At 38.5% G+C, this 18876-nt stretch carries 21 protein-coding genes and 1 pseudogene; 10 read left to right on the top strand and 12 right to left on the bottom strand.

The features are described from left to right. Positions 1–9 precede the first annotated feature (9 nt). The 3 genes from IPK31_08440 to IPK31_08430 all read left to right on the top strand — a co-directional run bounded on the left by IPK31_08440 (position 10) and on the right by IPK31_08430 (position 1810). Entirely contained in the window at positions 10–300 is a 291-nt protein-coding gene (locus IPK31_08440; protein MBK8087959.1) for a DUF4440 domain-containing protein, read from the top strand. Between the two features lie 70 nt (positions 301–370). After that, the gene (locus tag IPK31_08435) at positions 371–1282 is read left to right on the top strand and encodes a prohibitin family protein (GenBank protein MBK8087958.1); all 912 of its coding nucleotides are present in this window, start codon (positions 371–373) and stop codon (positions 1280–1282) included. Between the two features lie 9 nt (positions 1283–1291). Continuing rightward, positions 1292–1810 (top strand): hypothetical protein, encoded by a 519-nt coding sequence (locus tag IPK31_08430; protein MBK8087957.1) that lies wholly within the window; start codon positions 1292–1294, stop codon positions 1808–1810. Positions 1811–1925: 115 nt separating this feature from the next. Here IPK31_08430 and IPK31_08425 read toward each other — a convergent pair whose 3' ends face one another. The 3 genes from IPK31_08425 to IPK31_08415 all read right to left on the bottom strand — a co-directional run bounded on the left by IPK31_08425 (position 1926) and on the right by IPK31_08415 (position 3499). Then, positions 1926–2153 carry a hypothetical protein gene (locus IPK31_08425; protein ID MBK8087956.1) on the bottom strand — a complete coding sequence of 76 codons (228 nt, stop codon included), beginning with the start codon at positions 2151–2153 and terminating at the stop codon, positions 1926–1928. Between the two features lie 245 nt (positions 2154–2398). Beyond that, a complete protein-coding gene (locus tag IPK31_08420) occupies positions 2399–2698 on the bottom strand; it encodes a hypothetical protein (protein MBK8087955.1) in 300 nt (99 codons plus the stop codon). Between the two features lie 30 nt (positions 2699–2728). Further along, positions 2729–3499, bottom strand: coding sequence for a glycoside hydrolase family 25 protein (locus IPK31_08415; protein ID MBK8087954.1), 771 nt, complete (start codon positions 3497–3499; stop codon positions 2729–2731). An 80-nt stretch (positions 3500–3579) separates the two neighbouring features. Between IPK31_08415 and IPK31_08410 the strand changes: the two genes are divergently transcribed. From IPK31_08410 to IPK31_08400, 3 genes are all read left to right on the top strand, one after another. Continuing rightward, positions 3580–4392 (top strand): alpha/beta hydrolase, encoded by an 813-nt coding sequence (locus IPK31_08410; GenBank protein MBK8087953.1) that lies wholly within the window; start codon positions 3580–3582, stop codon positions 4390–4392. Beyond that, the gene (locus tag IPK31_08405; protein MBK8087952.1) at positions 4385–5533 is read left to right on the top strand and encodes a glycosyltransferase; all 1149 of its coding nucleotides are present in this window, start codon (positions 4385–4387) and stop codon (positions 5531–5533) included. Before IPK31_08410 ends, IPK31_08405 begins: the two co-directional genes overlap by 8 nt. A gap of 153 nt (positions 5534–5686) precedes the next feature. Beyond that, positions 5687–6769 (top strand): ABC transporter permease, encoded by a 1083-nt coding sequence (locus tag IPK31_08400; GenBank protein MBK8087951.1) that lies wholly within the window; start codon positions 5687–5689, stop codon positions 6767–6769. Between the two features lie 16 nt (positions 6770–6785). Here the strand turns inward: IPK31_08400 and IPK31_08395 are convergent, their stop codons facing one another. The 5 genes and pseudogenes from IPK31_08395 to IPK31_08375 form a co-directional block, all read right to left on the bottom strand. Continuing rightward, the gene (locus IPK31_08395; GenBank protein ID MBK8087950.1) at positions 6786–7922 is read right to left on the bottom strand and encodes a DUF3179 domain-containing protein; all 1137 of its coding nucleotides are present in this window, start codon (positions 7920–7922) and stop codon (positions 6786–6788) included. Positions 7923–8018: 96 nt separating this feature from the next. After that, complete coding sequence (locus IPK31_08390) at positions 8019–8213, bottom strand: hypothetical protein (GenBank protein MBK8087949.1); 195 nt, start codon at positions 8211–8213, stop codon at positions 8019–8021. A 3-nt stretch (positions 8214–8216) separates the two neighbouring features. Beyond that, positions 8217–8435: a hypothetical protein gene (locus tag IPK31_08385; protein ID MBK8087948.1), complete on the bottom strand. Its 219-nt coding sequence runs from the start codon at positions 8433–8435 to the stop codon at positions 8217–8219. 104 nt (positions 8436–8539) lie between these two features. Beyond that, positions 8540–9861: pseudogene (locus IPK31_08380) on the bottom strand (vanadium-dependent haloperoxidase). After that, the gene (locus tag IPK31_08375; protein ID MBK8087947.1) at positions 9858–10190 is read right to left on the bottom strand and encodes a hypothetical protein; all 333 of its coding nucleotides are present in this window, start codon (positions 10188–10190) and stop codon (positions 9858–9860) included. Before IPK31_08375 ends, IPK31_08380 begins: the two are co-directional and overlap by 4 nt. A 334-nt stretch (positions 10191–10524) precedes the next feature. On the opposite strand from IPK31_08375, the gene IPK31_08370 reads away from it, so the two are divergent. Next, positions 10525–10782 (top strand): substrate-binding domain-containing protein, encoded by a 258-nt coding sequence (locus IPK31_08370; protein ID MBK8087946.1) that lies wholly within the window; start codon positions 10525–10527, stop codon positions 10780–10782. On the opposite strand, the gene IPK31_08365 is transcribed toward IPK31_08370, so the two are convergent. The 3 genes from IPK31_08365 to IPK31_08355 form a co-directional block, all read right to left on the bottom strand. Further along, complete coding sequence (locus IPK31_08365; protein ID MBK8087945.1) at positions 10774–12219, bottom strand: O-antigen ligase family protein; 1446 nt, start codon at positions 12217–12219, stop codon at positions 10774–10776. The two genes, IPK31_08370 and IPK31_08365, sit on opposite strands and share 9 nt — an antisense overlap. Before the next feature lies 1 nt (position 12220). Next, positions 12221–13063 (bottom strand): hypothetical protein, encoded by an 843-nt coding sequence (locus IPK31_08360; protein ID MBK8087944.1) that lies wholly within the window; start codon positions 13061–13063, stop codon positions 12221–12223. A 65-nt stretch (positions 13064–13128) separates the two neighbouring features. Beyond that, the gene (locus tag IPK31_08355; protein ID MBK8087943.1) at positions 13129–13605 is read right to left on the bottom strand and encodes an Lrp/AsnC ligand binding domain-containing protein; all 477 of its coding nucleotides are present in this window, start codon (positions 13603–13605) and stop codon (positions 13129–13131) included. A 631-nt stretch (positions 13606–14236) separates the two neighbouring features. Here IPK31_08355 and IPK31_08350 point away from each other — a divergent pair. Genes IPK31_08350 through IPK31_08340 form a run of 3 tightly spaced genes read left to right on the top strand, consistent with a single transcriptional unit; the run spans position 14237 to position 18077 of the window. Then, positions 14237–14836 carry an HD domain-containing protein gene (locus tag IPK31_08350; protein MBK8087942.1) on the top strand — a complete coding sequence of 200 codons (600 nt, stop codon included), beginning with the start codon at positions 14237–14239 and terminating at the stop codon, positions 14834–14836. Between the two features lie 14 nt (positions 14837–14850). Next, positions 14851–17628: a hypothetical protein gene (locus IPK31_08345; GenBank protein ID MBK8087941.1), complete on the top strand. Its 2778-nt coding sequence runs from the start codon at positions 14851–14853 to the stop codon at positions 17626–17628. Beyond that, complete coding sequence (locus tag IPK31_08340) at positions 17625–18077, top strand: cyclic nucleotide-binding domain-containing protein (protein MBK8087940.1); 453 nt, start codon at positions 17625–17627, stop codon at positions 18075–18077. Before IPK31_08345 ends, IPK31_08340 begins: the two co-directional genes overlap by 4 nt. On the opposite strand, the gene IPK31_08335 is transcribed toward IPK31_08340, so the two are convergent. Continuing rightward, positions 18061–18840, bottom strand: a complete 780-nt coding sequence (locus IPK31_08335; GenBank protein ID MBK8087939.1) for an adenylate/guanylate cyclase domain-containing protein — start codon at positions 18838–18840, stop codon at positions 18061–18063. The genes IPK31_08340 and IPK31_08335 overlap by 17 nt on opposite strands. Between the last annotated feature and the right edge of the window lie 36 nt (positions 18841–18876).

The raw sequence follows: 18876 nt of genomic DNA, 5'->3' as shown, positions 1-18876 counted from the left end.
TCATAATAAATGAATGGTTACTGGAAAAGCGACTCGCTGATGTTTATCGGCAAAAGCGGTGTTACTTATGGCTACGATCAAACACTGGCCAACTACCGCAAAAGTTATCCCGACATGGATGCCATGGGCGAACTGAGTTTTGATATTGTGAAACTCACAAAACTTGCTCCCGATGCATACTATGTAATTGGCAAATGGCATTTAAAAAGAGATAAGGATGGTGATATTGGCGGTCATTATACCTTATTGTTCAAAAAAATTAAAGGACAGTGGTTGATTGTTGCCGATCACAGCAGTTGAAGATCATGTTTTTTTGATTTTCTTTCCTGTACCTTGTTGCACTTTCACGATATCACTAAATATTCATACTATGTTCCTCCTTATTCTTGGTTTGATTGCCGTTGCAGTTGGCTTTGCTGTGGCAAAAGCTGACAGTCCGCTTCAGAAATTCGGGAAACTGATCCGCACACTTGGATTTGTTGTTATACTGATAGGACTTCTTACTTCCTGTATTGTGCAGATTGATGCAGGATATGTTGGAGTTCAAAAACTATTTGGGAAAGTGCAGAGCCGTACTCTGCCAAGCGGATTGAACTTTGTGAATCCGTTAGTTGAAGTAATTAAAATGGATACGAAAACGCTCAACTATACCATGAGTGGTGTACATGACGAAGGAAATAAAGCAAGCGATGATGCTATCCGGGTGCTTACTGCTGATGGATTGGAAGTAACCATTGATCTGTCTGTCTTATATCGTGTAATTCCGGTTGATGCTCCAAAGCTAATTTCAGAAACAGGAGAAGATTATGAAAACAAGATTGTTCGTCCGCTTACCCGTACACGTATCAGGGACAATGCTGTTTATTACGATGCAGTAGCGTTGTATTCAACCAAGCGTGATGAATTTCAATCACGCATTTTTAAAAACATTGAAGATGATTTTAAAAAAAGAGGATTGTTTCTTGAAAATCTGCTTGTACGCAATATTACTTTACCTGCCAGCGTAAAAGCAACCATTGAACAAAAGATCAATGCTGAACAGGATGCGCAGAAAATGCAGTTTGTATTACAAAAAGAAAAACAGGAAGCTGAACGTAAGCGTGTGGAAGCACAGGGTATTGCCGATTACCAGCGCATCATCAGCGAAAGCTTAACCGACAGGCAATTGCAGTATGAAAGTATTAAAGCAAATCTTGAATTAAGCAAATCACCCAATGCAAAGATTATAATTATGGGAAAGGGAAATACGCCGGTGATTTTGAATCCGGGAGATAAAAACTAATTTATTTGGATGCTCACTATATTTAGTAAATACAAACTAAATCTTATTGTAGTATTGCTACTTAGTATTATTCTTAAATTATTATCCTTAGCTGTTCAGAAATTAGTTTTTCTTGCTGATATAAAAATTGTTAATGCATTAGTCAGTTCTGACCCAAAAGAATCAATGGAGGTAAGTGGGATTGATCTGGTTAGTTTTACAAGTCTCATTATTATGTCAGGATTTGCCGGGGTTATTACTTTAATTATTGTATCCATTTATTCAGGTTATAAAATACGCAAATATGGATTTCATTGGTTAAATTCACTGGTAAGCCTTTTACTGGTTTATGGGTTAACTCTACTAGGCAATTCAAAAAAAGGCTGGCATATTGATATAGGTTTTTTTGAAATCCCAGGATACTTATTCAAAGATCATCCTTATTTATACTTTTTATTAAATGGATTGCTGTACTTGTTATTTGGGTTAGTCATTTTAAAATTATGTATGCTTTACGTAAGAAAAAAGGCTAAAAGAGTTGAATCCTGAGTGCAGAAGCCAGCTCTTCAATGTATGCGATTTTTTGCAATGAATAAGAATACAAAGCGTACAAGTGTGCGACGCAACGAAAGCCAAATAGAAATAATCCAGCTGGCTAAAACAATTATAATTTCCCCTTCCACAGCCTGTAATAAAAATAAATCAACCCGGCAAGTGATGCAAGAAAAACAAGATAGTAAATGATATTACCAATACGTGGGCTGCCTTCAAAAAAAGCCCAGTTAAAATAAATACCAACGGTCATGTGCAACAGAAAGAATAATAAACTTACTGATACGGTTTGTGCAATCCGTTTCAAAAATTCCTGCACTTCAGGTTCCATCCCACTCATACTACATTCGTTTAGGTGTACAAATTAAGCAAATAAAAAAGCTGCTGTACAAATTGTACAACAGCTTTTCTGCAGAATTATTTTTTACAATGTATAACGTACAGCAAGTCCGCCCCAGTTACCATGAAACCCATTTCTATCGCCACTCCCAAATTCAAGACTGGGCTGCCAGTCAAGTGCAATGTTCACCGGCAGGTTACTGAATTTATAATCCAAACCAACTGCGCCATCAATACCTACTGCTGTTACTCCCTGTATAAACCCACATGTGCGCCTGCACCAATATACCATTTTAACCCTCCCTCGGTAGTAAGATTGCCATGTATTTCATACAAACCTGTAATGCGTGTACCATAGCGGTCAAAGTAACCGATAAACTCCAATGCATTTTTTTCACTGATGAATGTTTTCAATGTTATACCTGCACCACTCCACAATTTTATACCAACTGCTGTTTTATAGTCAATACTGTTAGCCGTTTTATTTTGAGCACCAACAATGTTTACCAGGAAAATACAGGTTGCGATTACAAACAATTTCTTCATGTGTTTTAATTTTAATAATTACAAAAATAGTTATTTCATCAGAAGCTTTGCAAAATCAGTGCTGTCGCCGTTAAATACATTGAAATCAACCTTACCGGAAATACCATTCACCCTGCCTCTTTCACTATGCTGCCAAAAATGCCAGTCCCTGCTGATGCGTGGTTCAGAAGGCCGCAGGTAATGCGCCACCCACAACGGATAGTCATCAAACTCTTCACTTAAATAAGCTTTGTAAAAATCGGCATTGGTATAAATAACAGGCTTTACACCATAGGCCAGTTCAGCGGCATATAAAAATGCCTTTACCCGTTGCTGTAAAATGGCTTTACTCACGCCATTCGTCTGTTCAACATCAAGTACCGGTGGCAGATCACCGCTTTGCAGTTTTACTTTATTGATAAAATTTCTTGCCTGCATGGTACCATCCTTTGACGCTATAAAAAAATGATAGGCTCCCCGAATCATTTCAGCATCTTTTGCTTTACGCCAGTTACGTTTAAAATAGAAGTCAGTATTGTCATTCCCTTCCGTTGCCTTAATAAAAGCAAAATGAATTTTCGTTTCCTGCACATTCATGGCTTTTACCGCATCCCAATTGATAATCTGCTGATAACGGCTTACATCAATTCCATGCAAACTGTAATTGGAAGGAATGGGAATGCCAAACTCCCTGTAACGGATCAAACCAGCCTGTTTTTCAAGCCACCAGTTACGGCCAACCAAAAAACCTCCTGTTGAAAAAACAAGAATAATAATGATCCAGGGAAGAGTCTTAGATATTTTTCTTTTGCTACGGGCCATAAATGAGTGCAAATCTAATTTCAGGAATCATTAAATAAGAATCTGTTCGCACTTTTAATTTTAATTTAGCGAATACTTACTTGGAACGTCAATACATTTCATATAATCAGTCTTCGTTTTCTTACCTCACAGGTGGCAAAGGCAATAAGATTTTGCTCTGTTTGCATGGATTTGGTGAAGAAGCTGAAACGTTTTCCTTTCTTGAAAAATATATCAGTGATGTTTACACCATCTATGCTATTGATCTTCCCTGGCATGGAGAAACAAAATGGAAGAACAAGCTCACTTTCCCTGTAAAAGAATTCATTGGTTTGCTTGAACAGATGATCCCTGATTTTAACCACCGCAGCATTCATCTTTTATGTTTCAGCATGGGAGGAAGGGTTGGCTTGAGTTTGCTGGAATGCATTCCGCAGAAAATAGAAAAAGCTGTATTACTGGCTCCGGATGGATTAAACGTTAATGGCTGGTACTGGCTGGCAACCCAAACATGGCTCGGCAATGGTTTGTTTAAATACACCATGCAGCATCCCCACTGGTTTGGCTTTTTTATTGACCAGATGAACCGCAGAAAATGGGTAAACAGCGGTGTAGCCAAGTATGTGCACCGTTACATTGATGAAAAGAAAGTGAGAGATGATCTTTACCGCATCTGGACAACCATGCGGAAGTTCAGACCCAATCTGCAGCAGATAAAAAGAAATATTGCCGAACACAGAATTCCCCTTCACCTTGTATTTGGATCATATGACCGTGTTATTCCAGCAAAGAATGGATACCGCTTTCAGAAAGAATCGAAAGAATGGATTCATGTGCATGAGTTGCAAAGCGGTCACCGGTTACTGACGGAAAAACATGCCGCCTTCATTATTTCGCTGCTGAACGATGAATGATTATTTTGCACCCATGCTCTGGTTGCTGATCAGCATTTTTTTATTGATTCCTTATACCATTTTGCTTTTACTGTATAAAAGCTGGTGGAAGAAACTTGTACTTACAAAACCTTCAGCCAGTTTTCAGCCGGCAACCAGTTTCAGCATTCTTATACCGGCACGTAATGAAGAAAAAAATATTGCTGACTGTTTACAATCTATTCAGCAACTGAATTATCCCAAACACCTGTATGAAGTAATTGTGATGGATGATTTCAGTGATGATGCAACAGTCGCAACTGCACAGCAATTTGCAGGAGTAAAAGTTATACAATTGAAAGATGTGGTAAAAGAAAAGATCAACTCGTATAAAAAGAAAGCGATTGAAATTGGTGTTGAGCATTCCAAAGGGAAATACATTGTTACAACAGATGCTGATTGTATTGTTCCTGCTAACTGGCTACTCAACTTTGCTTTTATTATTGAACAACAGCCTATTGTTTTTATTGCGGCACCTGTGGCCATGAAAGAAGAAAGCTCTTTCATTAAATTATTTCAGTCGCTGGACTTTTTAAGTCTGCAGGGAATTACGGGAGCATCAGTTGCTGCCGGTTTTCACAGCATGTGTAATGGCGCTAATCTCTGTTACAGCAAAGACGCCTTTTATAAAGTGAATGGTTTTAAAGATGTGGATCATATTGCCAGTGGCGATGATATGCTGCTGATGTATAAACTGTATAAACAATTTCCAACACAAGTGCACTACTGTAAAGCCGAAGACAGCATTGTACTTACCTCACCTGTTGAAACTATGGGTGAGTTTTTCCGGCAACGGATACGCTGGGCAAGTAAGGCCGACAAGTATGAAGACAAACGAATCTTCTGGGTATTGCTGCTGGTGTATTTATTGAATGTATTTTTACTTGTACTTTTTATTGCTGGATTTTTCAACAGCACATTATGGATTTTACTGGCAGGAAGTATGCTGTTCAAAACAATTGTTGAACTGTTGTTCCTGACACCTGTTGCGTCTTTCTTTCAGAAAGAAAAACTATTGGTTTGGTTTCCACTGGCTCAGCCTTTTCATATTTTGTATACAGTTATTGCAGGATGGCTGGGAAAGTTTGGAAGCTATGAGTGGAAAGGAAGAAAGGTGAAGTAGGATCCTCCTCCGCCTCCTAAAGGGGAAACCATAAACAGTCTGAGTAAATTTGAAATCACTATAATCCATCAATTTGATTTCTTTTTTTAATTTATTTAGTTAGCTTCATTTTTTTATAATCGTAATTACTCCCCTTTAGGGGCTAGGGCATCAATGTCAAAACAGGAATACTCTTTCACTAAAATTTTCTGGAAAAAACTGCGCCGTAATAAAGGCGCTGTGTTTGGTTTGGTGATTATTGTACTCTCCCTTCTCATGGCATTGCTGGCATATGTTATTGCACCTGATTCTACTCCTGATGCAAACAGGATCATTGTGGAAATTGCAGCAAAGAAGCCGGGATATAAACAGCAGTTCATTAAAATCGAACAGGAAAAGCAAACAAACAGTTCTGTCATCAGTGAATTCTTCTTTGGGAAAGAAGACCGGTATCACTACATCCCCATTACTTCTTACAAACAAAACGGAGACAGTCTTGCAATTGAAAAATTTGTGGATGATGCTGTAACTGAACCAATGAGATTTTCTTTAAATGGGAAAAAAGTAAGTGAGCTTATTACAACCAAAACTTTCTGGCTGGGTACCGATAAATTCGGCAGAGATATTTTAAGCCGCCTGATTGTTGGTGTACGTGTCAGTTTAAGTGTTGGATTGATTGCTGTACTCATTTCTCTTACCGTTGGTATTTTTCTTGGAGCTGTTGCCGGCTACTTCCGTGGCTGGGTAGACGAAGCCATTCTCTGGCTCATTAATGTGGTGTGGAGCATTCCTACTTTGCTACTTGTCTTTGCTATCACTCTTGCATTGGGCAAAGGCTTCTGGCAGATATTCCTTGCTGTTGGTTTAACACTGTGGGTGAATGTGGCAAGATTGATCCGTGGACAGGTACTCAGCCTTCGTGAACTGAATTATATCGAAGCAACCAAGGCGATGGGCTTCTCCCATGCAAGAACCATCTTCAAACATATTTTACCCAATGTAATGGGGCCGGTGATTGTAATTGCGGCCAGCAATTTCGCCAGTGCCATTGTCATTGAAGCCGGTTTAAGTTTTCTCGGTGTGGGCGTACAGCCTCCGCAACCAAGCTGGGGATTAATGATCAAAGAAAACTACAACTTCATCATCACCAATAACCCCATGCTTGCCATCGCACCCGGTATTGCCATTATGCTACTGGTACTTGCGTTCAACTTACTTGGCAATGGACTGCGGGATGTGCTGGACGTAAGATCTTAGGCAGTTTTTAAATGTACTACTGCCTGCTTTGTGTGTGAAAGCTTTTCCAGCTGTGCCAGAACTCCTGATATGCCTGTATTGGTTTTAAATTGAAATTCGTATCAATTCCCTTCCCATTGATCTGATACTTTTTCCCATTCAGCAATATGGTATCGTTACTGATGGTAAATATTGCATCATCAGCCGGCAGCTCAAAAGCAAAAAAACTAATTTGATCCTTTGACAGTATTACTAACACCGGTAAATGATTGAGTGTATCATGAATAATACGTGACTCTTTAAATTTATTCCAGTCGTATACTTTTGTTTCTTTGCCTGGTTGTATTCCAATAACCCATGATTTTTTCTTCCAGGAAAGACTGTCCGTTCCCGTGAGTTTGCTTTTACTTTTTCCGCTTTCGAATCTGAAACTAGTATCATATTGTTTTACGAATGATGGATCGGCCTGCATGATCAATGTTTGCGGATAAAGCTCTATCCATTTTGCCAATGAAGTTTGTGTGCTCATCAGTTCGGGCAGGGTTGTTCCTTTCAGCTTACCTGTAATAGCTTCCCCTGTTGCCTGCCTCCACCAGCTTTTTGTTGTTGCATCTTCAATCATCGCATTGAAATGATCCATCCCCACCAAACGGAAGGTTTCATGTTTTCCGTTAATGATTGGTTCATATACCCGGCCCGTTCTGCATACAGTACAGTAAGTTACGAGGATCGGTTTGCCTGCAAGCGTATCCTGCACATGATGATGATAACCTATATACTGAATGGTATATGCTTTTGACTGTTCATTCAGCGTTACGCCAATCACCAGACGGTTGCTGTCAACTTTATTCTCAGATGTCTTCGCCATGATCAATTGCTTTGGCTGTTGAAACATAGCATCAGCTGCCATTTTAAAATTGGTCATATAAATAACAGCAGCAATCAATGCAAGCTGAATAAATGGAACCCACTTTCTTTTCCAGGAAGATTTTACAAGACCAGTTAAAATCAAAACCGAAAAAAATATGCGCAGGAACCACCGGTAACTGAACAGAGAATAAGCAAGATCAATACTGTTCATTTGCTGACTGCCGGGCATGGGCATAATGAAATACACATTGGCTATTTCAAATAAGATCAAACCAAAACTTCCGATCCAGAATATTTTTTTCATGTGTTGATTGACTGTTTAAAAAATAGCTCCCCGATAGAAACAGGGGGGGTCGTTTAACATCTACTGATAATATATGAAAAACTTATCTGCATATTTCTATTGTGAACCATTAGTCTGTGCACGCTGAATTGCATATATACCCACTTTATTTCCGCAGATTAACCCTGCTTCACAATCGCTCAGGTCCTGAACTCCATGCATGCCATGTAATGTACCTGCACTTGTTTGTGTAGTTACATAAGGAATATTAAAAAGGAGGTTGAGTTTTTTGCCAACATCGTAATTACCCATCACTTAAATCACCTGGGTAGTAATCCTACCAATATTTTCATTGGTTCGTTTTAATGTTCCTTCCCGGTAATTTTTCCAGGGATTGTAAGTGTACATGCCACCGGCACAAAAAGCATTCTTCTCCATCATAATAGCGTCTATGTCTGTTTGTGCAGATGATCGCCAGCTTACTGATAAAAAAAACAGCAGCATAGCTATTTTAGTTGATTTGAATTGTTTCATTTTTTGGGTTTGATTGTTGTTTCTGGTATGCGTCATTGCCCCGTTTCATTTCTGTTGTAACACCCGGATTACTTTACCTGAATCCGGGCGTTACGCTCATCTCTTTATTTTTTTAATTTCAAACGCTGAACAATTAATTCGCCAATCTGCTTTCCTGCTTTTAATCCTTCATCATTATCAAAGCGGTAGTGTATTCCTCCATACAATCTTGACATGGCTGCTTCTGCAGCTGCTGCACGGAAAGAATGAATCTCCCGGTTCTTAATACCAAATTCCAGTAAGGAAGTATCTGTAAATGATAATTTGTCGCCGAACCAATACGTCATTGCTTCTGCAGCCGCAGATGAATTGGTTGCATGACCACTTACATAAGACGGGAATGGAGGTGTTTGAATATAAGGACGCCATTCCTGGTCGACATATTTACTAATTGCTGTTTCAGGACGGATATAGTTGCTTGTATATTTTCCTGCCAGCCCCTGATAAATGCATCAAAGAATGCAATTGAAGTTAATGTATAAGCCGCTACGGTGGTGTTGAAATCTGCTTTAGCTGTTTTTGCTGCAATACCAACTATGTTTAACCAGTGTCCGGGAGGTGAAAACTTCTTGGTAGCAAACATTACATGTCCGCTTACGTGCATCATAAACGGATTATCATCCCAGAAGTCAGCAATATGTTTTTGTTCGTCTGTTAAACTGTCCCCGGTATTTTTTACTTCCATCATTGCTTTGTAAAAAACACTGCTTTTATTTTTTACATCAAACTTTGGCGGGCGTGGAATAGCAAACATAGAAGAACTGTCCAATACCATTGGCCTGATTTCGGCCCAATGCGGTTCAATAGCCGTTGCATACATCGGGGGTGTTGGAACCCACCTGCCATCTTCATCTTTCACTGTGTATTTTTCTGCACCACGTGTTGCGGCATAATTGTCACCTTTACTCCATTTCATTACAGTTGCAACAATCGTATCAGAAAAAGCAATTGTATTTTTAAGTACATCTTCGGGCATTCCTGATGAATCAGCTTTATGCTTTAATTCGTTGTAATAATCCATTAAGCTTCCTTCCGGAAATGTAACGGCATTACCCACTTTGGTGAATGAAAGCAATGCAGCAAGAGAAAAATCAATTTGCTTTGATGTATCCGGCTTCGGCATGGCAGGCATGTGTTTGATTTGCCCGCTTAATGATTGATACGTTGGATCACCTGCAGCCACACATTCAAATGCTGCAATATTTGCATATACATAATTGCGTGCACCAATCATAGGAGGAAAATTATTCTCCAGTACAATATTGTTGAGCTTCTTTACGGTTTTACTGTAAAGAATGGGGTCGGTGGTAAATGCTTTATAATCACCTTTGGGTTTACAGGCAATCAGCAGCATGCTGATAACAGCAATGAACAATACATTCTTCATGAGAAATAATAAATATTTAAATAATAAAAGAAAGAAACTGACAAAACAGAAACACCGTCTTTACTGGAAATACTTAGTTTCTGTGAACCAAAATCAACAGATGAACAAACAAGGATGGAAGCTCCCGTTGGCTCACTGATACGGAAAGATCCTTCGGGTGCCGTAGTCGTTGAAATTTTTTTGCCCTTTGCGGTTGCTGATGGAACGGGCTCGCCTTTTGATTCGGTTACTTTAACTGTTACTGATTCGCTTTCTGCCAGATGAGCATTTTCTAACAAAAACAAACTGAGCATCACGAGAATACCTCTTGCAAGTTTCTTCAAGATCATATTCAGCAGGTTTTAAATTGTTGATGGTTAAGGTTTATGCCGAGGATGCAGAATGGACAACACAGATTATATATATTAATTTGCAGTCAATTAATACATAAGGTTCTACTTTGGTCGATCGCAATCATCAGCTGTTAAACTTTAGTGAATTTAGCGTATGTTTTTGTAATTCTTGTACTGCAAACATCCTAAGTTGTTGAAAGTCTTCAGGAGTAATATAGAAAGGCATTAAAAGATCAGGCTTACTATTGAATATGCGCAAAAAAAGTAAGGTCACAGAATAAATACCGAAGAGCATTTTTAACTGAAACAAAAACCGGATGCGATATTCTGTATGAGTGATGAAATTTTAACCGGTGTAATGAAATGCCTGCAGAGAATGAATGTACCCTGGCCAAATGAAACCGGTATTATTTCATTAAGTGATGGTTACTTTCCTAAAATATACTATCCTGAAATTACTTTCATAGAAACAAGTGGATACAAACTCGGCAAGCTTGCATTTGAACAGATGATCGATTGCCTGCTGGGAAATACGGATGCCAAAGAAATGTTTGTTACTTCACGGTTTGTGGAAGGAGGATCATTGTAAATGAACTGCTGTAATTTTTTCTTCTTTCATTTTTACCTGCAAATGAATCAATATTCCAAGAACGATAAAAAAGATGCTGCCGATTTTATCTGTTTCAATTAAATCGCTGAGCAGGTTGAGTGTTACAATCATACTCAAAATTACTCCACACAACATGGCTAAAGAGCGGTCAAAGGGTTCTTTTAATGTATGATAACCTTTAATAGCAATACTGAACATACTGATCAGCAGAACAAGCAATAGCAAAAGACCTGGTATTCCCTGTTCAATACTCACCAGCAGAAAATAATTGTGTACTGATGATTTTTCTTCATTACTGCTTACCCATGTTTTAAATGCATCAACCGTATATTCTTTATAATGCAGGCTGAATGTATTTGGTCCGTAGCCTTTCAGCAGTTCTTCATTCACCATCTTTAACCCGGCAATCCAACGGTAAAAGCGCTCCATCGTTGACATATCCTTTAGCGTATATGTTGCTTCAAGGTGTTCGCCAATATTTGTATGTTGTGTTGTTGTATTAAAATCAGGAGCAAATTTTAAATAGTTTTCATTCTGTATCAGCCAGAATAAAGAAGTGGCAGCAATCAGTATGCCTGTAAAAATTAATGATAACAGAAATCGTTTTTTTATTGCCAGCCATGTTACTGTACCAGTGATTAAGCATAACCACGCTCCTCTTGAATAAGCAAAAACTAAGGCGGCAAAGAACAGTAAGATACAGGCTGTAACCCATTTTTTTGAACGACCGGTTGAATAATGCCGCCACATAAAAAGAACCGGCAGCAGGCAAACAATCAAAGCAGAATAGTTTACATGATTCCTGAAAAAAGGAGTTAAGGTTTCATTGATTGATTCAAACGTAAATCCTTTGAATGCATGCCTGGTTAAGCTGATAACGACAGGAATCAGCATTGAAAAAATCAGCGCCTTTGATGCAAGAATAAAATCTTCCTTTGTTTTCAAAAAAATCATCCCCCCAATTACAAAGGCTGTTATGAACCATGTTTTTGCCAGTATATATTTTACACTTAAGAATGTTTCGTATGAAAACAACATGGTTACTGTCATCCATGTAAGCTGCAGCAATACCAGCAAAAAGAGGTTGCTCTTTTTTATCTGCGATGGGAATACAGATGGCTTCAGTACCATAATAACAATCAATGACCCGGAGAGCAGCAGCATCATCGGTTCATCGGGCAGATCCGTTGACAGTGTTGCTGTAACAGAAAACTCGGTTGATAACGGAATAACGAACAATAAAGCGAAGTACAGTTTCCTGATATCGGAGCTGAAGACAACCGCTGCCAATACAACAAAGGGAAGAACAAGTAAAAGGTTTTCTTCAAGGATAATACCCATTACAATAAACATGACTGCTGCCAGAGAAGGCATCCACCATTTGAGTATTTCTTCTTTTGAAAAAAGTTGCAGCATATCAGTTTGCTTTTCTTCTGGCTTTCCACTCAAGCAGAAGCAGAAATAAAACTGAAAACACAAAAGAAACAACTGCTGCCATAATTATCCCTGCAAGAATTTGAGGCTTATCTTTTTTAAACGCAGGCAGGGCTTCTTCAATTACAAAAAGTGCACTTACATTATTTACACTTGTATTGAATTGCTGAATCAGTTTTTCTTTTTCATTCAGCTGGGTAATTAAATCGAGTTTTCTTGCTGAAAGAAACGCTTCGGCATTGTTCTGCAGATTTTTTTCAACCTGCTGTAAAGAATCTTTCTGAGAGTTGAAATCTTTCTGCAGCTTTTGCAGGATCTCCACTTTCATATTATTCACTGAAGCCACACTCTTTTCATTCACCCGTTTCATGATTGCATTGGCAATAGCTGCAGCAAGCTGCTTATCCGTATCCCACACATTTATTTTTACATGCCCGAATTCATTTTTATGAATCCGTACATTTTCTTTGTATTCAAAATCTGCTAAATAAGCAGCCCGTTCATTTGATGCGTTAATTTTATAGTGGCTGATCAGTTTAAAACTGTCAACCATAAACCGGCACATCTCTTCCGACTTTGCAACAGCCATCAAACGGTCATTATCAAACTCACCTCCATAATAAAAATACTGTTCCCAGAATTCGGTACGGTAAATATTCGAACGGTCGCCCAGGTTTGGATTGGCAGCAGTAAAAACAGCTGAGCTTCTGAAGTATGGTTTTTGTAAAAGAAGAACAGCACCTGCAGCAACAGTTGCAATGAAAACGATGATCAATGATTGCTTCCAGCGTTTTCTGATTACCTCAAAAACAATATCTAAATTCATACGTAAATTTATATGCGGTTGCGGCTAATGTACAATAGTTTTTAATTGCAGGTTCATTAAATACATCAGGATGCATTTTGTACTACCTGCACATTACGGTTAAAACTTTCATCGAGTGAAATAAATGTTTCTGTCCGCTCAATTCCCTTAATTTTCTGTAATGCATCATGCAGTACGTAACGGAGCTGGGTAATGTCTTTACAAACCACTTCAATAAACATACTGTAGTTGCCGGTTGTATAATTGAGCCTTATTATTTCCGGGATATTCTGAAGGTCCTTGGCAACATTATCGTACAATGAACTCTTTTCAAGATACACGCCTACAAAAGCCGTAATATCATACCCCAGTGTTTTAAGATCAACATTTAACTTTGTTCCTTTTACAATTCCATGTTCCTGCAGTTTTTTTATCCGTACGTGGATTGTTCCGCCAGAAACAAAGAGCTTCTTGCCTAATTCGGCATAAGAAATCTGGGCATCTTCCATCATTTCAGAAATGATTTGAAGGTCTAATTTGTCAAGATTCAATTTAGCTGGCATATTTGACAACGGTTTTGATATTTATTCAAAAATAGTATGATTAATTAAAGATAATCAAAAGTTTTAAAATAATCATTCGAAAATTTGCAATGAATACTGTAATCACCCTACTTTTACACTGTAATTGTTCTTTGAACAACATACTGTGGAGTGATGAAATTTTTGGCAGACATGCCCTCTCGTCTCGGGGGTGGAGATAACAGGATAAATATAGCATAGAGCCGTTACGCTGTAAGGCGTGACGACCGGGGTCGACCACCGAACTTTGTGCTACAACTAACTGCTCCGTGGAGGTTCGATCCCTCCCTCTACAGCTTTTTAAGTTCTTTAAACTTTGTGGGGTGATGAAATCTTGGCAGACATACCCTCTTGTCTCGGGGGTGGAGGTAACAGGATAAATATAGCATAGAGCCGGTTGATTAGCAATAATCAGCCGACCAGGGTCGACCACTGAACTTTGTGCTACAACTAACTGCTCCGTGGAGGTTCGATCCCTCCCCCTACAGCTTTTTCTCATGCTTATTTTTACGACTGCCTTTTGTTTATACAAAGGGCTTTTTTTTGTCCCTGCTTCTCTTTTATCATTATAGAATACCATTTTGAGTTTGTACATTAAAGCACAAATTCTGCTATGACCATTGAAACGGTTCAACTTATTTCTGATAAAGTATTGTCAGAATTACAAACATTGCTGCCTGAAAACCTATGCTACCATGGAGTTCATCATACAATTGATGTGGTAAAACAATCCCTTGCAATTGCAAAGCGGGAGAGAATCACCCGTGAAGAAGACCTGCTCCTTTTACAGGTTTCTGCACTTTATCATGACACTGGTTTTTTACTCACTTATAAAGGTCATGAAACAGAGAGCTGCAAAAAAGTAAAGCGGGAGCTTCCCTTTTTTGGTTTTTCTGAAATCCATATTAAAAATATATGTGGTATGATTGAAGCTACCAGGATTCCACAAAAGCCATGTAATTTACTGGAGCAGATTATAGCAGACGCCGACCTGGATTATCTGGGCAGAAATGATTTTCAAAAAATCAGCAAGACTTTACAGGCAGAATTTATATCTTATGGCATTGTAGGTAATCAAAAAGCTTTTGAAGAATTACAACTCCGTTTTTTTGAATCCCATGAATACTGTACAAAGTCTTCGCAAAAATTGAGAGGACCTGTTAAAAGCCTGCACTATGAAGAATTAAAGAAAAGCGAACTGCTGCGCCTTTAGCTAAACAACAACAAATGAATCCGTCGTCACGATTTTTAAAGCTGTTAAATATACATCCCGGAGAATGGCCATTGGTGCAAAAACTCTTTTCACTTCAGTTTTTTCAGGGTGCAGGTATTGCCCTGTTTTTTACCGCAGCTATTTCACAGTTCCTCGAAAAATTTCCCATTTCTGAATTGGCTTATGTTTTTATCATCTCTGCTTTTCTTTTATGGATTGCCGGTATAGTAAGCAACAAACTTGAACACAAACTGAGTTTACAGAAGCTGAGTGTAGTTATGACGCTCATCATGGCAACAAGCATGTTGTTTTTCTGGTTAGGTGAATTTGTATTTTCCGGGAATTGGTTTTATTATATCATGCTTGCCTGGTTTAATGTATTATACCTCATCAATAACCTTGAGTTTTGGGGGCTTGCTGCTCAGCTGTATGATGTAAGACAAAGCAAAAGACTATTTGGGGTAATCAGCTCAGGTGATATTCCTGCAAAGTTTCTTGGCTATACCATTGCTTTACTGGCAATTCCTTTTATAGGTACACAAAACCTGTTACTTGCAGGGTTTTTCGGAATGCTGTTTTCATTATTTTTTGTCCGCAGCATCTTTCATTCGGCTGATCTTTCAAAAATTACTGCACACACACATAAAATAAAACAACACCAAACTGCCGGACTAGCGGCTATGCTGCGCAACATTACCGGAAATAAACTGATCATGCGTACAGCGATTCTTTCCATGATTGCATTTGCCGGTTTTGTATTAATTGAATATGCATTTTATGCAGAAATAAAAGAATCAGACAGATATACCTCCGATGTTTCCTTTGCTGCGTTTATTGCTTTATTCATGGGTTCAGCAAGGCTTGTAGCCTGGGTTTTTAAACTTGGTTTCACCAGCAGAATTGTAGCAGGCATAGGAAACAGAAACGCTTTACTCATTACTCCCATTGCTGTTTTTATATTGAACGTAATTGTTTTAATTGCCTTCACATACAAACAGGACAGTAAACTGATCCTGTATGTATTCGGTATAACAGCAATCCTTGTTGATGCCTTAAGAGCTTCCATTAATTCACCGGTATTGCTTACAATACTTCAGCCGCTTTCCACACCTGAGCGGCTAAGGGCACATAATATTGTAAAAGGCATCATGGATCCTTTTGCCTATTTATTTATCGGGGTTCTCCTGTATTATCTTTATAAATGGAATTTGTATCAACTGGTTATACTCTGTTATATCATCATTACCCTTTCAGTTATCTGGGCAGTTTATGTATTCCTCATACAGAAACAATATTTAAAAACACTGATACAAACAATCAGCAGCAGGTATTTTACAAGGGAAGAGTTTAACGTGAATGACAAACAAACACTTGACAGGATTGCAGAGAAAATTCATACCGGAACAGAACTGGAAGTTTTATACCTGCTTAAAGTGCTGGATGATGATAAAGGCAAAATCAATGATCAGCTGATAGCTACCGCACTGAAACATCCTTCCACAAATGTTTGCATAGCTGCGTTAGATATTGTGCAGAAGAAAAAGTTGACAGTAATTACCGGTGATGTTGCAGACCTTATCAGTAACAGCAGTAATGTAGTTGTGAGGGCAAAAGCACTGCGGGTTCTTTGTTCAATTAATTTTGACAATGTTTTTGTATTACCCTTTCTTTCCTCACCTGATTTACTGTTACAACAGGCAGCTCTGATAAGCATTCTGCAATTTGGTAAAACAGAAATGGAGCGAAAGCCGGCAATTGATTTATTAAAACAGCTGTTATTATCAAATGACCCCTTACAAAAAATATCAGCCATTCGTTCTGTTACTGAAATAGGAGGCCCGGTTTTTGAAAAAGACTTTGAGCACTTACTGGATGATTCAACGATTGAAGTACAGAAAGCAGCGATTCAATCAATTGGCCCAAATTCCGGCAATAAAACCATTTTGCACCTGGCTAAACTCTTCACTTCGCATGAAAAAGAAGTGACGGAAGCATTTGTAAAAGCCGGAAACAAAAGTCTAGCTGCAATAAAAGAGTTATTGTTCGGTCAAAAAATCACTCAAAAACAAAAGGAAAGGCTGATTCTTACCTGTGGAAGAATTGGAGACCGAGCTTCACATCAAATCCTGCTTGAACTGTTTCATCCATTCCCTGCAGAAAGTTATACAATCATTAAAGCGTTGAACAGATCAGGTTTTCATGTTGACGAACAAAACAGCAGACTGATTGACGCTGTTACACATGCTCATTTACTGAGGGCAGTAGAAATTTTGTTCATGTTAAACCGCTCCCGGTCAACACATGAAATAAAACTGTTCATGTATGATTCACTTCAGCTTGAGCTGCTTGATATTCGTGAAGCACTGCTTAACCTCTTTTCGTTTTATTCAGACAAAGAGCAGGTAGATAAAATTAAGAAAGCATTGTACTTAAATAAAAAAGAGCTGGCAGCCAATGCACTTGAACTGATTGAGGTAACCATTAAAAAAGAATATGCTTCTACTTTCAATTCAGCTTTTGAAGATGCTGATCTTTCCTTTCGCTGTTCTGCATTAAAAAAACTGATTCCCGAATCTGCTTTTGCTGATATTCAAAAAGTGATCACCCGTGTACTGAATACAGAGAATGCATTTTTTAATCACTGGACAAAAGCCTGCTCCCTGCACACAACAAAGCATGGTTCACTAAAAATTGACAGGGAACTGATTCATCAATACCTTCGTTCAGAAAATATTTTACTGAGAGAAACTGCTGCTTACGCAGTTGCAGAACCTGAAACTAAAATAATATGAGCTCATCCACTGATAAACTATTATTGTTTGAAAAAGTATTGATCCTGAAATCGCTCAGTCTGTTCAATGAAACACCTGAAACGATTTTATCGGAGCTGGCTCCCTTGCTGGAAGAAATGGAATATGAACAGGGAACTCCTGTTTTTAATGAAGGAGATATTGGCGATTCAATGTATGTGATCTACAAAGGTGAAGTAAAAATTCATAAAGGGAATTCAACACTGGCTGTACTGAAAGAAAAAGAAGTGTTTGGTGAATTGTCGTTACTTGATTCAGAAACAAGATCGGCTTCTGCAACCTGCGATACAGATTGTTTCCTGTTTAAACTTGACCAGGATCCATTTTATGAACTGCTGGAAGCAAGACCTGAAATAGCCAGGGGATTTATTAAAATTCTTTGTCAGCGTTTACGTTTGCTGAACGAGAAAATGGTTACAGCAAGGGGTTAACCGGTTTCTTCTCTTCCACAAAATACATTTCTATATCGCCAACATTTTTTGCAGAAATTTTTCCCCTGGGTGTACAGTTAAACTCATTCTGAACAAGGTAGTATGTTGATTCAGAAATATTCACCCGCCCTGCTTCCCCTTTCTGTTCCATACGTGCAGCCATATTTACGGTTTCACCCCATACATCATACACGAATTTTTTCCTTCCAACCACACCTGCAACAATTGGCCCTGAATGGATGCCCACCCTGAGTGTAAATGGAAAAGAAATTTGTCCGCTGCTCTTGATTCGTTCCACTTCTTTCTGCATTTCCAGCGCAGCCCTTACTGCATCATGTGCATGTGTATTTGATTCGGTGGGGATGCCACCAACAAACATATACGCATCACCGATTGTTTTTATTTTTTCTAACCCGTACTTCTCCATAATATCATCAAATGCTCCAAAGTATAAACCCAATTCTTCCACCAGCTTACCGGGAGTAAGATAGCGGGCTGTAGAAGAGAACCCGATAATATCAGAAAAAACAACCGTTGCCGATGCATAACCTCTTGCTTTAGTCCAGCCGGAGTTTTTCAATTCTATTGCTATTTCACTGGGAAGAATATTCAACAGCAATGATTCTGTTTTTGCTTTCTCTTTTTCTAACTGTTCCTGAAATGCATTTGATTTAATGAATGCGCTTTCAACAATAAAGTAAACAATGGCACCGATAAAAATAAAATTCAGAATAAAAAATGTAAGACTCAGTTTCCTGGGCATACGAAATGGCTGATCAATAATTGTGAACTCCCAAAT

Source organism: Chitinophagaceae bacterium (assembly GCA_016713085.1).
In the GTDB taxonomy this organism is placed as follows: domain Bacteria; phylum Bacteroidota; class Bacteroidia; order Chitinophagales; family Chitinophagaceae; genus Lacibacter.
The sequence above is the reverse complement of the archived record's forward strand: the minus strand, read 5'-3'. Positions and strand labels throughout refer to the sequence as shown.